12 protein-coding genes and 1 pseudogene are annotated in these 14,882 nt (G+C 70.2%); 8 read left to right on the forward strand and 5 right to left on the reverse strand.

What is annotated here, in order from left to right; all coding sequences use genetic code 11:
• The first annotated feature begins 48 nt into the window (after positions 1 to 48).
• From gloB to J5226_RS21450, 4 genes and pseudogenes are all read left to right on the forward strand, one after another.
• The gene (gloB, locus tag J5226_RS21435; protein WP_215836903.1) at positions 49 to 831 is read left to right on the forward strand and encodes a hydroxyacylglutathione hydrolase; all 783 of its coding nucleotides are present in this window, start codon (positions 49 to 51) and stop codon (positions 829 to 831) included.
• A gap of 332 nt (positions 832 to 1,163) precedes the next feature.
• Positions 1,164 to 1,769 (forward strand): annotated as a pseudogene (locus tag J5226_RS21440) (lytic transglycosylase domain-containing protein); the annotation flags it as partial.
• Between the two features lie 531 nt (positions 1,770 to 2,300).
• Positions 2,301 to 2,549, forward strand: a complete 249-nt coding sequence (locus J5226_RS21445) for a LysM domain-containing protein (protein WP_215840528.1) — start codon at positions 2,301 to 2,303, stop codon at positions 2,547 to 2,549.
• 123 nt (positions 2,550 to 2,672) lie between these two features.
• Positions 2,673 to 3,791: an acyltransferase gene (locus tag J5226_RS21450; protein WP_215836904.1), complete on the forward strand. Its 1,119-nt coding sequence runs from the start codon at positions 2,673 to 2,675 to the stop codon at positions 3,789 to 3,791.
• A gap of 36 nt (positions 3,792 to 3,827) precedes the next feature.
• Here the strand turns inward: J5226_RS21450 and J5226_RS21455 are convergent, their stop codons facing one another.
• From J5226_RS21455 to grxC, 5 genes are all read right to left on the reverse strand, one after another.
• Positions 3,828 to 5,174 carry a Na+/H+ antiporter NhaC family protein gene (locus J5226_RS21455; protein WP_215836905.1) on the reverse strand — a complete coding sequence of 449 codons (1,347 nt, stop codon included), beginning with the start codon at positions 5,172 to 5,174 and terminating at the stop codon, positions 3,828 to 3,830.
• A 426-nt stretch (positions 5,175 to 5,600) separates the two neighbouring features.
• Complete coding sequence (locus J5226_RS21460; protein WP_215836906.1) at positions 5,601 to 5,837, reverse strand: hypothetical protein; 237 nt, start codon at positions 5,835 to 5,837, stop codon at positions 5,601 to 5,603.
• 351 nt (positions 5,838 to 6,188) lie between these two features.
• Positions 6,189 to 7,202, reverse strand: coding sequence for an isocitrate dehydrogenase (locus J5226_RS21465; RefSeq protein ID WP_215836907.1), 1,014 nt, complete (start codon positions 7,200 to 7,202; stop codon positions 6,189 to 6,191).
• A 352-nt stretch (positions 7,203 to 7,554) separates the two neighbouring features.
• Positions 7,555 to 7,956 carry a carboxymuconolactone decarboxylase family protein gene (locus J5226_RS21470; protein ID WP_057946948.1) on the reverse strand — a complete coding sequence of 134 codons (402 nt, stop codon included), beginning with the start codon at positions 7,954 to 7,956 and terminating at the stop codon, positions 7,555 to 7,557.
• The gene (grxC, locus tag J5226_RS21475) at positions 7,953 to 8,234 is read right to left on the reverse strand and encodes a glutaredoxin 3 (RefSeq protein ID WP_215836908.1); all 282 of its coding nucleotides are present in this window, start codon (positions 8,232 to 8,234) and stop codon (positions 7,953 to 7,955) included. The genes J5226_RS21470 and grxC overlap by 4 nt, the downstream gene beginning before the upstream one ends.
• A 300-nt stretch (positions 8,235 to 8,534) precedes the next feature.
• Here grxC and J5226_RS21480 point away from each other — a divergent pair, with 300 nt between their 5' ends.
• The 4 genes from J5226_RS21480 to ppk1 all read left to right on the forward strand — a co-directional run bounded on the left by J5226_RS21480 (position 8,535) and on the right by ppk1 (position 14,873).
• On the forward strand, positions 8,535 to 10,163 hold the full coding sequence (locus J5226_RS21480) for a M48 family metalloprotease (RefSeq protein ID WP_255323132.1): 1,629 nt from the start codon (positions 8,535 to 8,537) through the stop codon (positions 10,161 to 10,163).
• A gap of 509 nt (positions 10,164 to 10,672) precedes the next feature.
• Positions 10,673 to 11,380, forward strand: a complete 708-nt coding sequence (gene phoB / locus J5226_RS21485) for a phosphate regulon transcriptional regulator PhoB (protein WP_057946945.1) — start codon at positions 10,673 to 10,675, stop codon at positions 11,378 to 11,380.
• Between the two features lie 9 nt (positions 11,381 to 11,389).
• Positions 11,390 to 12,748, forward strand: coding sequence for a phosphate regulon sensor histidine kinase PhoR (gene phoR / locus J5226_RS21490; protein WP_215836910.1), 1,359 nt, complete (start codon positions 11,390 to 11,392; stop codon positions 12,746 to 12,748).
• A 40-nt stretch (positions 12,749 to 12,788) separates the two neighbouring features.
• On the forward strand, positions 12,789 to 14,873 hold the full coding sequence (gene ppk1, locus J5226_RS21495) for a polyphosphate kinase 1 (protein ID WP_215836911.1): 2,085 nt from the start codon (positions 12,789 to 12,791) through the stop codon (positions 14,871 to 14,873).
• The last annotated feature ends 9 nt before the right edge of the window (positions 14,874 to 14,882 follow it).

Here is a 14,882-nt window from a genome sequence, read left to right on the forward strand (position 1 = left end):
CCGCCGCGCGTGCGCCAGCGGCCCCGGCGCCACCAGGAGATCCGGTTCATGCGGCTGCTCGCGTTGCCCGCCCTCAGCGACAATTACATCTGGACCCTGGCCGGCGACGACGGCCGCGCCCTGATCGTCGATCCGGGCGAAGCCGGCCCGGTGCTGACCGCCGCCGCCGAGGGCCTGCGCCCGGCGGCGATCCTGCTGACCCACCACCACAACGACCACATCGGCGGAACCGCGGCGTTGCTGCAACGTTGGCCGCAGATTCCGGTGTATTCGCCGCAGGACGAGCGCATCGCCGAGGCCACCGAGCGGCTCGGCGACGGCGCCGCGTTCGAGGCGGCCGGCCACGCTCTGCGCGTCATGGAAGTGCCCGGCCACACCCTTAGCCACATCGCTTACGTGCTCGACGACGGCCCCGACGGCGCCCCGCTGGCCTTTACCGGGGACACCTTGTTCAGCCTGGGCTGTGGCCGCCTGTTTGAAGGTACGCCCGCCCAGATGCTGGCCTCGCTGAGCCGGCTGGCCGCCCTGCCCGGCCCGACCCGGGTCTGCTGCGGCCACGAATACACCTTGTCCAACGCCGCCTTCGCGCGCGTGGTCGAACCCGACAACCCGGCGCTGCTGCGCCGCATCGAACAGGCCCAGGCCATGCGCACCGCCGGACAACCGACCCTGCCCAGCACCCTCGCCGACGAGCGCGCGGCCAACCCGTTCCTGCGCAGCCGCGAGCCGGCGGTGATCGCCGCGGTCGCCGCGCGCCTGGGCCGCGCGCCGGCCGACGAGGTGGAGACGTTCGCCGAATTGCGGCGCTGGAAGGACGGGTTCCGCGCGTGAACGCGCGCGAGCGCAAGCCGGCGGCGGCAAGGCCGGCGCTGGGTCCGGCTTCGGCGACTCGGCAGCGCCCGGCGGCGGCGCCGCTCCCGGCCACCGTCCCGCACCCCGGCGAACGCCTCGGGCCGAACGACACGGCCTTCGCCCGGCGCTCGCCCCTGCGCCGTCCGCTGCTCGCCGCCCTCGCCGCCGGCCTGTGCTGGCTGACCGCCCTGCCCGGCGCGGTCGCCGCCGAAGCGCCCGCCGCCGACGCCACGACCCGCAACGGCCGCGAGATCTACCAAGCCTTCCGCGCCGGCCTCGCCGACCCGGCGTGCGAGCCCGGGGTCAGCAGCCGCTGGCGCCAACACTTCGCCAACGCGCCCAAACGCCTCGCGTCCAAGGACGACGACCTGCTGCCGCTGTTCGGCTACGTGGTCGACGCCCTGCGCGAAAACAGCCTGCCGACCGAATACGCGCTGATCCCCTTCGTCGAAAGCGGCTACCGTCCCGGCGCGCGCAGCGCTTCCGGCCCCGCCGGCCTGTGGCAGATGATCGCCGCGACCGCGCGCAACCACCGCGTGCCGATGCGCGAGGGCTACGACGGCCGCCTGTCGCCGGTGGAATCCACCCAAGCCGCGGTGCGCTACCTCAAGACCCTGCACGGCATGTTCGGCGGCGACTGGCGCCTGACCGTGATGGCCTACAACGCCGGCGAATACCGCGTGTTCAACGCGATCAAGCGCGCCGGCCTGAGCATCGCCGACGCCCGCCACGACCAGCTCACCGGCCTGTCCGACATCACCACCGCCTACGTGCGCAAGCTGCACGCGCTGTCGTGCCTGATGGAGCAGGCTGACGACCGCCAGGAATGGCTGACCGCGCTCGACCGCCCGGTGCCGCGGCTGGCCGCGGTGACCGTGCCCGACGGCGTCGACAGCCTCGGCGAATGGGCCGCGCGCACCGATCAGGACATCGCCTGGCTGCAACGCCTCAACCCGGTGTTCGGCGACGGCCGCATCGGCCGTCCCGGCGGCCGCCGCTCGCCGGTGCTGGCGGTGGCCGCGACCGCGGTCGGCGCGCCGTCCGCGACGACGCCGGAGCTGGACGTCGCCTCGGGCGATTTGCCGGCGAGCGAGGCCAACGCCAAGACCGCCGCAAACGCGAAAACCGGCGATGCGGCCAAGAGCGACGCGAAGACCGTCGCCAGCGCGAAAACCGGCGAGGCCGCCAAGGGCGACGCCAACGCCAAGCCGGGCGACGCCGCGAAGAGCGACATCAAGCTCGCCGCCAAGCCGGCAGACGCCGCGAAGAACGATGCCAAGCTCGCCGCCAAATCCGCCGATACCGCGAAGGGCGAGCGCAAGCCGCTCGCCGACGCCAAACCGAACGATGCGGCGAAGAACGAATCCAAGGCCGTCGCGGCGAACCCGCCGGGCGATGCCGCCAAGGACGACGCCGTCGCCTCCGTCTCGCCGCGCGACGCCGACCCGATGACGCTCGGCTCCGCCGACGACCGCCCGGCCGACGCCGCGGCGCGCCCGGCCAAGCCGCAGCGCGCGCAGGCCGCGGCCGCGCCGCGCAAGCACGCCGTCGGCCGCGGCGAAAATCCCTGGACCATCGCCAAGCGCTACGGCGTGCGCGCCGCGGACCTGCTCAAGCTCAACGGCCTGGACGCCAAGGCCGTGCTCAAACCGGGGCAAGTGCTGTTGATCGACGCGCCGGCGACGCGCCGCAAGTAAGCCCCGGACGAAATCGCCGATTCGAGCGCGCGCGAACCGCCGCGCCCGGCAAACCCGGCGCGGTCGGCCGGCGGCCGCCTGCTCTACACTCCCCGCCGGCCTCAGGCAAAGGACGTCGGCACCGTGGGACTCGCAAACGCATCCGGCGCGCAACTCGCGGCGCCCGCCGCCAAGCCGGTGTTTTCGTCGATCCAGATGCTGCGCGGCATCGCCGCGCTGCTGATCGTGCTGATGCATCTGGCGAGCATGGAACGCGAGGCCGGCGCGGGCCACGTCCTGCTGCCGGACTTCTTCCGCCACGCCTACGGCGGCGTGGATCTGTTCTTCGTCATTTCCGGCTTCGTCATGGTCACCGTGGCGCGCGGGCGCTACCGCTCGCCGGCCGAAGCGCGCCGCTTCCTGGCGCGCCGCGCCTGGCGCATCTATCCGACCTACTGGGTCTACACCAGCGTACTGGTCGCGGCCATCGCGCTGAGTCGCGGCGTGTCGGGTTTCCCGTACGACGCGGCGCAGATCGCGCAGTCCTACCTGCTGTTGCCGCAGCAGAAGGGGCCGATGCTCGCGGTCGGCTGGACCCTCGTGCACGAGCTGTATTTCTATCTGGTCGGCGCGCTCGCCATCGCGTTCGTGCCCGAACGCCGGGTGGCGTGGTTCCTGCTCGGCTGGGGCCTGCTCGCCAGCGCGGTGTACGCGGTCACGCCGGTGGACGCTTCGCCCTGGCTGACCGTGATCGCCAGCCCGCTGACCTGGGAATTCATCGCCGGCGCGATGATCGCGCTGTACGCGCAGCGTCTGCCGCGCGCGCTGGCGCCGTGGTGCGCGGCGCTGGGCGCGGCGGGACTGTTCGCCAGCTTCCTGGTCGCCCGCGAACTGACTTCGGTGCATGCGGCCGGCGCGTTGCGCGCGAGCCTGTACGGGCCGGTCAGCGCCTTGCTCGTGCTGGGCATGGCGGCCTGGGAAGGACGTCCCGGCGGACTGCGGCTGCCCGCGCTGCCGGTGGCCTTGGGCGACGCGTCCTACTCGCTGTATCTGTCGCACCCGCTGATCATCTTCGCCCTGGTCCGGGTCTGGCGGCACGGACTGACGCCGTGGATGCACGACGCCTCGGTGATCGCCTGCATCGTCGCCTGCATCGTTTTCAGCCTGGCCTCGTACCGCTGGCTGGAAAAACCGCTGCTGGCCTTCGGCGAACGGCGCCTGTTTCCGCGCCGCCCGCCGGTTCGAGCGTTGCAGCCGGCCTGAGCCGCGCCCGCGAGACGAAACCGCGGCGGCGCGCGATCAGGCCGCGGCCGCTTCGGCGGCCTTGGCTTTGCGCGACGGCCACAGCATCGCCACGATCGTCACCGCGCCGAGCAGCCAGCTGTAATGCACGTTGCCGACGAGTTGCAGCGGCGAGACCTTGCTCAGCGACGCCGCCAGCAGGATCTGCGCGCCGTACGGCAGGATGCCTTGAGTGACGCAGGCGAAGATGTCGAGCACGCTGGCCGCGCGCGCCGGCGGCACGCCGTGCTGCTGGGCCACGTCGCGCGCCAAGCCGCCGCTGATCAGGATCGCCACCGTGTTGTTGGCGGTGAACACGTCGGTGGTCGCCGACAGCGCGGCGATGCTGATCTCGCCGGCGCGGCGGCTGCGGTGGCCGCGGGCGAACTTGCCGATCGCCTGCGCCAGCCACGCCAAGCCGCCGGCGGCCTTCATCAGCGCGCCGAGGCCGCCGACCAGCAGCGACAGCAAGGTGATTTCGACCATGCTCTCGAAGCCGTCCCAGATGTGCGTGGTGTAGGCGGCGAAGCCGAAGTCCTCGGCGAAGAACACGCCGAACAGACCGGCCACGACCAAGCCCAGGCTCAGCACGATGATCACGTCGACGCCGGCGATGGCCAGGCCGAGCACGATCAGGTACGGCAGGATCAGCCACGGCGAGACCGGATCGGGCGTCTGCACCGGCGCGGTTTCGCCGAGGAACCCGAGCAGCACCAAGGTGCCCAGCGCCGCCGGCAGCGCCAGCTTGAGGTTCTCGCGGAATTTCTCCCGCATCGTGCAGCCCTGGGTGCGGCTGGCGACGATCGCGGTGTCGGAGATCACCGACAGGTTGTCGCCGAAGGTGGCGCCGCCGATCACCGCGCCGAGCACCAGCGCGCGGTCCAGGCCGGAGGCGTCGGACACGCCCAGCGCGATCGGCGCGACCGCGGCGATGGTGCCCATCGAGGTGCCCAGCGACAGCGAGATGAAGCCCGCGACCACGAACAGCGCCGGCAGCAGCAGCGCCGGATGCACGTTGCCGACGCCGAGCGCGACGATGGCGTCGACCGCGCCGATGGCCTTGGACACTTCGACGAAGCCGCCGGCGAGCAGGAAGATCAGGCACATCAGCACCACGTTGTGGTCGCCCATGCCCTCCAGCAGCGTCTCCAGCGGCTTGATCCCGCGCCGCCAGGCGATGAAGGCGGCCAGGCCCAGCGCCGGCAGGATCGCCACCGGCGCGTGCAGCTGATAGAAGCCCATCGCATCGCCGTGCGCGGTGAAGTACAGCCCGGCGCCGAAGAACAGCGCCAGGAACAGCAGCAACGGGGTCAGGGCCAGGGCGCTCGGCGCGATCGGGGCGCCCGGGCGCAACGGATCATTCATCGCTTCATCCAGATGGATTAATTAACCTGGCGATTTTGCAGTGCAGCACACAGTTCTGTCGAGTGCCTGGGGTGGAATGCTGTGGCGGGATTAATGCTGACTAGGGCGCTGGCTCGGCGAAGCGGGCCAGGACCACGCCGGCTCCCGCCGATTCCGAACCGCCCGCCTCCCGCGTCGCGGCCGCCGCCCCCTGTAGGAGCGGCGCGAGCCGCGACCGCGGGCGATCCGGTCGCGCCGCATGCGCGGGACCGAGACCGGCTTCGATGCTTGCGCCGTAGCCGAGGCGGCGCGGTCGCGGCTCGCGCCGCTCCTACAGGGAGGCTTCCGGCATCGGCCCGTGTCCAAAAAACGAACGGGGCGCCCGAAGGCGCCCCGTTCTCGGCGTCGCGGCGCCGCAGCCCGAATCCGGGCCGGCGCGGCGTCCGCTCAGATCACCACGATGCAGCGGTTGTACTTGTCGCAAATCTTATACGTCTGCCAGAACCCGTCGTCGCACATGTAGATGCGCGAGCTGCCGTCCGACGAATCCTCGCGCACCTGCTGCCCCTGATTGGCCGCGGTGCACGTGCCGCGCGCCGGAATCGCCGCGACCGTCCCGGCCGCGCCCATCAGCGCGATCGCCAGCAGCGCCAGCGCCTTGCCCTTCATCTTCCTGATCTTCATGACCTTCCTCGATACGAACCTGACCGCCGGAATGCGGGGCCGCCGCCGCTCCCCAGCGGTGACGGACGATCGGCGCGCGCGGCCCCGTCGGCAGTCGACGGCGACCTGCCGAAATCTCGCCGCGCGAGCCTAGCGCCGCGCGCCGCGCACGGGCGTGCGGCGCGCCGCAAAAACGAGGCGTCGCGGCGCGAACCGCGCGCGGGCCGAACGCGCCTCGCCGAACGCGCGGCGCAATGCATCCCAGCGAGCAGCGGGAACCCCTGAGCCTCAGCCGCGCGAGTCTGCTTCGCCAAAAACGAACGGGGCGCCCGAAGGCGCCCCGTCGTCGTGCATCGATGGCGTCGCCGCGGCTTAGGCGGTGGCGCGGGCCGCGATGGCCTTGGCGAACGACAGCGTGTTGCCTTCGCCGCCCAGGTCCGGGGTCAGCGAATCCTTGGCTTCCAGCGTGGCGATGATGGCTTCGCGCAGCTTGGTCGCCTTCTCCGGCTGGCCGAGGTGGTCGAGCATCTGCGCCGCGCCCAGCAGCAGCGCGCAGGGGTTGGCGATGCCCTTGCCGGCGATGTCCGGCGCCGAGCCGTGCACGGCTTCGAAGATCGCCGCGTCGGTGCCGATGTTGGCGCCCGGGGCCAGACCCAGGCCGCCGACGAGGCCGGCGCACAGGTCGGAAATGATGTCGCCGAACAGGTTGGTGGTGACGATGATGTCGAACTGTTCCGGACGCATCACCAACTGCATGCAGGTGTTGTCCACGATCATCTCGTTGCACTGGATGTCGGGGTACTGCTGCGCCACTTCGCGCGCGGTCTTCAGGAACAGGCCCGAGGTCGACTTCAGGATGTTGGCCTTGTGCACCACGGTGACCTTCTTGCGGCCGGTCTTGCGGGCCAGATCGAAGGCGTAGCGGACGATGCGCTCGGAACCGCGGCGGGTGATCTTCTGGGTCAGGGTCGCGACTTCGCCGTCTTCCGACAGGGTCTGGCCTTCGCCGATGTACGCGCCTTCGGTGTTCTCGCGCACCGTGATCAGATCCACGCCCGAGGGGAAGCGCGACTTGGTGTTCGGGAACGACTTGGCCGGACGCACGTTGGCGTACAGGTCGAAGCGCTTGCGCAGCTCGACGTTGATCGAGCTGAAGCCCTCGCCGACCGGCGTGGTCAGCGGGCTCTTGAGCGCGATGCGGTTCTTGCGGATCGAGTCCAGGGTGGCCTGCGGCAGCAGCTCGCCGTGCTTCTCCAGCGCGACCAGACCGGCGTCGGCGAATTCGTAGCTCAGACCGACGTTCATCGCGTCGAGCACGTGCAGGGTGGCGTCCATGATCTCCGGGCCGATGCCGTCGCCACGGATGACCGTAATCGTTTGCGTCATGAGGGAATTCTTCCAGCAGTGAGGCGAGCGCCGTTGCGGCGCTGCGCACGAATCGAACGGTGTTAACCGCACAATTATGCCGGAAGCCGCCCCGGCCTGCATTCGCGGCCGTACTGGACCCAGGTCGCAGGGCGGTGAACGGGGCCAACCCGCCCGATTGGGCTAAGCCCGGCCGCTCCGTGTGTAGGAGCGGCGTGAGCCGCGACCGCATCAATCCGGCCACAGCGCCAGCCCGGGTTTCCGCGTCTTTCCGAACCGCGAGACCGGCGTTGCGCCGGCCCGCGGGCGTTTCGCCGTCGGCGCCCTGGCGCGGTCGCGGCTTACGCCGCTCCTACCGGGGGCTGCGGGGCGATCAGCCGTGGTCGTGGGCGGCCGGGGCCGCCGATTCGCCGGCTTCGAGCTGGTCGAGGAAGTCCACCGCGCGGCGCAGGTGCGGGATCACGATCGAGCCGCCGACGACGAGGCCGACCGAGAAGGTCTCGAACATCTCGTCGCGGTCGACCCCGGCTTCCTTGCACTGGGCCACGTGGTAGCTGATGCAGTCGTCGCAGCGCAGCACCAGGGACGCGACCAGACCGAGCAGTTCCTTGGTCTTCACGTCCAGCGCGCCGGCCTGATAGGTCTGGGTGTCCAGGGCGAAGAACCGCCGCACGACCTGATTCGGCTCGGCCAGGATGCGCTCGTTCATGCGCTTGCGGAACGCGGTGAACTCGGCGACGCGGTCCTTTTGCGCCTGCTCGTCGGCGCCGCTCATGCCGCGCCCGCCAGCAGCGGTTCCAGGCCGCCGGCGCGGTGCAGCGCCATCATGTCGTCGTAGCCGCCGACATGGGTCGGGCCGATGAAGATTTGCGGCACGCTGGTGCGCTTGGTCAGCGCGATCATCTTCTCGCGCTCGGCCGGATCCAGGTCGATGCGCACCTCGCTCCAGGTCTGGCCTTTGCTCTTGAGGAAATTCTTGGCGGCGACGCAATAGGGGCAGATCGCGGTGGTATAGATCACGATCGCCGGGGTCTGGGAGGCGGTGTCGCTCAAAACGGTTCTCCGGAAACTTCGGGATGGGCTTGCGGTCGAAATATGGACGCGCACCGGGGCAGTTTAAAGCGTGCCGGTGGAACGCAGTCCGTCGCGGCGCAATACGCTTGCGTCGGGTCGCGTCCGGGCCTCAGGGTGGCGCGGCGCGGCTTCGGGCCGGAATTAACGGCCGGTTCACGCCCCCGTCGCGGGCCGGCGGCATCCTGCCCCCGTAATCGCGGCGACCCCATCGTCCCGTTTCGTCCGTTGCATCCGTTCGTCCGTCACGCACACGCCACCGAGGATTCCCGTTTGCGCCGCATCGCCCTGCTCACCGCCGCCGTCACTCTCGCCCTGGGCAGCGTCTGCGCCGGAGCGCAGGAGAACAAGCTGCCCGACATCGGCTCCTCGGCCGCGGAGCTGCTGACCCCGGCCAAGCAGCGCGAATACGGTTCGATGATGCTGGCGCAGCTGCGCCACTACGACTACCTGCTCGAAGACCCGCTGATCGACAGCTGGCTCGACACCCTCGGCACCCGCCTGGCCGCCAACAGCGACAAGCCGCGCCAGCCTTTCACGTTCTTCATGCTGCGCGAGCGCCAGATCAACGCGTTCGCCACGCTCGGCGGCTACGTCGGGGTGAACTCGGGCCTGGTGCTGACCGCGGAAAAGGAAGACGAAGTGGCGGCGGTGCTGTCGCACGAAATCGCCCACGTCACCCAGCAGCACGTGCTGCGCGGGGTCGAGCGCGCCCAGCGCGATCAGCTGCCGATCCTGCTGGCGATGCTCGGCGCGATCGTCGCCGCGCAAGGCGCCGGCGGCAATTCCAGCGACGACGCGACCATGGCCGCGATCACTTCCGGCCTGGGCCTGATGCAGCAGCGCCAGATCAACTACACCCGCTCCAACGAATCCGAAGCCGACCGCATCGGCATCCAGACGCTGTACCGCAGCAACTACGACACCGGGGCGATGGCCGGCTTCTTCCAGCGCATGCAGCTGGCCACGCGCAGCAACAAGGCCAACTGGTACGGCGAGACGCCCGATTACCTGATGACCCACCCGGTCACCACCACCCGCATCAGCGAGGCCAAGGAACGCGCCGAGCAGATCGCGGCCAAGAACAGCCTCACCGCGATCACCGCCACGCCCAACGCGACCCTGGTCGAGCGCATTCCCAAGGCGCAGATCACCCTGCCGCCGAACGCGGCCGGCACCGACAACCCGCTGCTGCCCAACGGGATCAAGCTCAACGACCAGGGGCTCAGCTCCGGCGGCACCGGCGTGTTCGACTACGCCCGCGAGCGCGTGCGCGTGCTCAGCGCCAACTCGCCGCGCGACGCGCTGCGCGAGTACGAAAAGCTCGGCAAGGACAGCGACGCGCAGCGCTACGGCCTGGCCCTGGCGCAGTTGCGCGCCAACCAAACCGCGCCCGCCACCGAGGCGCTGAGCGCGCTGCTGGCCAAGCACCCGGGCCAGCTGTGGCTGAGCATCGCGATGGGCGAAGCCGAGGCCCAGGCCGGCAAGCACGCCGCCGCCGAGGCCCGCTTCGACGCCCTGCTGCGGCAGAGCCCGAACAACCGCGCCGCCGCGCTGAGCTACGCCAAGGTGCTCAACGACCGCGCCACCGCCGCCGCCGGCCAGCGCGCCCAGGCGGTGCTGCGCCCGCTGCTGGGCGCCTACTCCGACGATCCGCTGCTGCAGCAGACCTACGCCCGCGCCTGCGAGATCGCCGGCGACTCGGTCCGCGCCGGCGAGGCCTACGCCGAAGCCGCCTACCTGCGCGGCCGGCCGGAGCAGGCGCTGGTCCAGCTCAACAACCTCAAGCGCCAGCCGGACCTGGACTACTACGCCCGCGCCCGGATCGAGGCGCGCATCGCCGCGATCACCCCGACCGTGCTCGAGCTCAAGCGCCAGGGCGTGCGCGACGAGGATCTGCGCAAGCAGTGAGGCGGCGCGGCCTCGCGCCGCGAACGGCCGCCGGCTCAGGCCGCGCCGTGAACGGGCCGGTTTTCCCCTACCGAAAAAATTTCGCCCGACCGGGGTGGATTCCGCGCGCCGCTGCGTCTCAACCAACGGGCCCGGCCTCATCGCCCGGTTCGCCGCCGCCACCCTACGGCGCCACGGCGATCCGTATGCCCGCACCGCTGTCATCCAGCCTGAGCGCACACCCTCCCGGCGACGCGAAACCGTCGCCGCGCCGCCGCGCGGCTGCCATCGCGATGTAACTTGGCCGCCAAACTCCAGCGTCGCCGATCTCGCGGCCAACGCCGCCGAAATCGCCGCCCCTCGGCGCAAGTTCCCGCCCCGCTTAGATCATCGCGCCCGGCCGTGCACACTCGGGCGACAAGGATCGGAGCACAATGCCGCCCGTCCCGTGTCATGGACGCGTCATAAAACGGTAGTGTACTGGCGCGGTTTCAGGGAAGAACCCCTCCCCGCCTCCCCTCGGTGACCGTGTGCAGAAGCGCATCCTGATAGTCGAAGACGAACCCGCCATCCGCGACATGGTGTCCTTCGCCCTGCGCAAGGGCGAATACGACCCCGTCCACGCCGGCGACGCCCGCGAAGCCCAAGCCGCCATCGCCGACCGCGTGCCGGACCTGATCCTGCTGGACTGGATGCTGCCCGGCACCAGCGGCCTGGAGCTGGCCCGGCGCTGGCGCAAGGAATCGCTGACCCGCGAGATTCCGATCATCATGCTGACCGCGCGCGGCGAAGAGAACGACCGCGTCGGCGGCCTGGAAGCCGGCGTCGACGACTACGTCGTGAAACCTTTTTCGGCGCGCGAACTGCTCGCCCGCATCCGCGCCGTGCTGCGCCGCTCGCGCGAGGACGACGAGGACGGCAGCGTCGGCGTCGGCCCGCTGCGCATCGACGGCGCCGCCCACCGGGTGTTCGCCCAGGTCGACGGCGGCGATCAGCCGGTCCAGATCGGCCCGACCGAATACCGCCTGCTGCACTTCTTCATGACCCACCCCGAACGCGTCTACTCGCGCACCCAGTTGCTCGACCACGTCTGGGGCGGCAGCGTGTACGTGGAGGAGCGCACCGTCGACGTGCACATCCGCCGCCTGCGCAAGACGCTGGAGCCGCACCGGCTCGACGGCATGGTCCAGACCGTGCGCGGAGCGGGCTACCGCTTCTCCGCCTCGCTCGCCGCGTAAGCTGGAGGTATGCCGCCCCGCGCGCGCTCCGCCTGGTTCCGCACCCTCGGTCAGCTCGCGCTGATCCTGGTCGGCGCCGCCGTACTCGGCATTCTGGTCGGCTATCCCTGGCCGATCGTCACCGCCGCCGCCATCGGCGTGGTCGCCTGGCATTACTGGCGGCTGCGCCGGGTGCTGATCCGGCTGACCGCGCGCCAGCGCCTGACCCCGCCGCTGGGCGAAGGCATCTGGAACGAACTCGACCGGCTGCTGCACCGCAGCCAGGCCGAGATGCGCGGGCGCAAGCGCCGCCTGATCGAAATGCTGCGCGCCTACCGCGCCGCCGCGGCGGCGATGCCCGACGCGATCGTGGTGGTGGAACGCAACAGCCAGCGCATCCAGTGGTTCAACGAAGCCGCCACCGGCCTGTTCGGGCTGCGCTACCCGCGCGACATCGGCGGCCCGGTGGTCGACCGGCTGCAGCCGCTGCAGATCTCGCACTGGCTGGCCTCCGGCCGCAACGCCGAGCCGCTGGAAGCGGCCTCGCCGTGGAACCCGGCGGTCACCTTGAGCCTGCGCCTGATCCCGTACTCGGAAAACCTGTGGCTGCTGGTCGCGCGCGACGTCAGCCGCATGCTCCAGCTCGAACAGATGCGCCGCGACTTCGTCGCCAACGTCTCGCACGAGCTGCGCACGCCGCTGACCGTGGTCCACGGCTATCTGGACATGCTCGATCCGGAGGAACACCCGGATTGGGCGCCGATGCTGGCGGAAATGCAGCGCCAGTCGCAGCGCATGACCCAGCTGGTCGAGGACTTGCTCACGCTCTCGCGCCTGGAATCGCAGGACAGCCTGCCGGCCGAGGAAACCGTGTCGATGTCCTCGATGCTGGCCACGCTCAAGCGCGAGGCCAATGCGCTGAGCCAGGGGCGGCACGAGATCGCGATGGACGATCTGGCCGGGGTGGACCTGTTCGGATCGAACAAGGAACTGCACAGCGCGTTCTCGAATTTGGTCAGCAACGCGATCCGCTACACCCCGGCCGGCGGCACCATCCGCATCCGCTTCCGCCCGGAGAGCGCCGGCATCGCCCGCGGCGCGGTGCTGGAAGTGACCGACAGCGGCTACGGCATCCCGGCCGCGCACCTGCCGCGCATCACCGAGCGTTTCTACCGCGTCTCCACCAGCCGCTCGCGCGAGAGCGGCGGCACCGGCCTGGGGCTGTCGATCGTCAAGCACGTGCTGCATCTGCATCAGGCGCGGCTGGAGATCGCCAGCGAAGTCGGCCGCGGCAGCACCTTCGCCTGCCACTTCATCCCCGAACGCATCCGCCGCCGCGATCTGTACGGCGACGCGCAACACGATACTCTCCCCGACGTATTGCCCTGATCCACTTGGGGTTCCCGAATTTAGGACGCAACGCAGCGCCATGAACGCGATGACCGAACCCTCGCTCGACACCGACCCGCTGCGCGACGCCTCGCTGTACTTCAACCGCGAACTGTCGCAACTGGACTTCAACTTCCGCGTCCTGGCCCAGGCCCAGGACCCGCAAGTGCCGCTGCTGGAACGGCTGAAGTACCTGTGCATCTCCTGCACCAACCTCGACGAATTCTTCGAGATCCGCGCCGGCACCCTGCGCCACGCCCAGGACCTCGGCCTCGCCCCCGGCCCGGACGGACTGGCCCCGCAGACCGTGCTCGCGCGCATCCACGAGCGCGCCGCCGAACTCGTGCAAGCCCAGTACGAATGCTGGAACGACGTGCTGCGCCCGGCGCTGTCGGACAGCGGCGTGCGCGTGCTCGGCCGCAATTCCTGGAACGCGCGCCAGACCCGCTGGCTGCGCGCCTACTTCCGCGACGAGATCATGCCGGTGCTGTCGCCGCTCGGCCTCGACCCGGCGCACCCGTTCCCGAAGATCCTCAACAAGTCGCTCAACATCGTCGTCGTGCTCAAGGGCAAGGACGCGTTCGGCCGCGCCGGCAACCTCGCCATCGTGCGCGCGCCGCGTTCGCTGCCGCGCATCATCCAGATGCCGGAGAACGTCTCCGGCGGCAAGCACGACTTCGTGTTCCTGTCCTCGGTGCTGTCGGCCTTCGTCGACGAGCTGTTCCCGGGCATGGAGGTCAAGGGCGCCTACCAGTTCCGCGTCACCCGCAACTCCGAGCTGCTGGTGGACGAGGAAGAAGTCGACAACATCGCGCTCGCCCTGCGCGACGAGCTGGTCGGCCGCGGCTACCTGCGCGCGGTGCGGCTGGAGATCGCCGATCAGTGCCCCAAGCCGATCGTGCGCACCTTGCTGGAGAACTTCGACCTGCCCGAGAACGCGGTCTACCGCATCAACGGCCCGGTCAACCTCAACCGCGTGATCCAGGTCTACGATCTGGTCCAGCGCCCGGAGCTGAAATTCCCGCCGTACCAGCAGCGCGTCGCGCCCGGCATCGAAACCATCTTCGACACCGTCGCCGACGGCGACATGCTGCTGCATCACCCCTTCGACTCGTTCGCGCCGGTGCTGGAGCTGATCCGGCAGGCCGCCGAAGACCCGAACGTGCTGGCGATCAAGCAGACGCTGTACCGCGCCGGCAAGGACTCGCCGATCGTCGAGCAACTGGTCCAGGCCGCGCGCAACGGCAAGGACGTGACCGTGGTGGTCGAACTGCGCGCGCGCTTCGACGAGGAAGCCAACCTGGGCCTCGCCGACCGCCTGCAGGAAGCCGGCGTGCAAGTGGTGTACGGCGTGGTCGGCTACAAGACCCACGCCAAGATGCTGCTGATCGTCCGCCGCGAAGGCCGCAAGCTCAAGCGCTACGTGCACCTGGGCACCGGCAACTACCACAGCGGCACCGCGCGCGCCTACACCGACTTCGGCCTGATCACCGCCGATCCGGACATCGGCAACGACGTGCACCTGATCTTCCAGCAGCTCTCGGGTCTGGCGCCGTCGCTCAAGCTCAAGTGCCTGCTGCAATCGCCGTTCACCCTGCACGCCGGCGTGCTCAAGCGCATCGACCGCGAGACCAAGCACGCCCGTGCCGGCAAGCCCGCGCGCATCGTCGCCAAGATGAACGCCTTGAACGAGCCGCAGGTGATCCGCGCGCTGTATCAGGCCTCGCAGGCCGGCGTGCAGATCGACCTGATCGTGCGCGGCGCCTGCACCCTGCGTCCGGGCGTGGAAGGCGTGTCGGAGAACATCCGCGTGCGCTCCATCGTCGGCCGTTTCCTCGAACACCACCGCGTCTATTGGTTCGCCAACGACGGCGCGCCGGACCTGTTCTGCTCCAGCGCCGACTGGCTGGAACGCAACCTGCTGCGCCGGGTCGAGACCGGCTTCCCGATCCTGGATTCGGACCTGCGCGGCCGCGTCTACGAGGAAGCGCTGGCCAATTATCTGGCCGACAACCTCAACGCCTGGGCGCTGCAGCCCGACGGCGCCTACGAGCGGGTGGTCCCGGCCGAGGGCGCGATGCCGCATTCGGCGCAGGCGACCTTGTTGGCTAAGTTGTGCGGATGACCGAAAATC

This window comes from Lysobacter sp. K5869 (assembly GCF_018847975.1).
In the GTDB taxonomy this organism is placed as follows: domain Bacteria; phylum Pseudomonadota; class Gammaproteobacteria; order Xanthomonadales; family Xanthomonadaceae; genus Lysobacter.

Bases quoted from the DNA above. Each gene is read 5' to 3' on its own strand.
- gloB (WP_215836903.1), top strand. From the start codon at position 49: ATGCGGCTGCTCGCGTTGCCCGCCCTCAGCGACAATTACATCTGGACC.
- J5226_RS21445 (WP_215840528.1), top strand. From the start codon at position 2,301: ATGACGCTCGGCTCCGCCGACGACCGCCCGGCCGACGCCGCGGCGCGC.
- J5226_RS21455 (WP_215836905.1), bottom strand. From the start codon at position 5,174: ATGAATGATCCGTTGCGCCCGGGCGCCCCGATCGCGCCGAGCGCCCTG.
- J5226_RS21460 (WP_215836906.1), bottom strand. From the start codon at position 5,837: ATGAAGATCAGGAAGATGAAGGGCAAGGCGCTGGCGCTGCTGGCGATC.
- J5226_RS21465 (WP_215836907.1), bottom strand. From the start codon at position 7,202: ATGACGCAAACGATTACGGTCATCCGTGGCGACGGCATCGGCCCGGAG.
- J5226_RS21470 (WP_057946948.1), bottom strand. From the start codon at position 7,956: ATGAGCGGCGCCGACGAGCAGGCGCAAAAGGACCGCGTCGCCGAGTTC.
- phoR (WP_215836910.1), top strand. From the start codon at position 11,390: ATGCCGCCCCGCGCGCGCTCCGCCTGGTTCCGCACCCTCGGTCAGCTC.
- ppk1 (WP_215836911.1), top strand. From the start codon at position 12,789: ATGAACGCGATGACCGAACCCTCGCTCGACACCGACCCGCTGCGCGAC.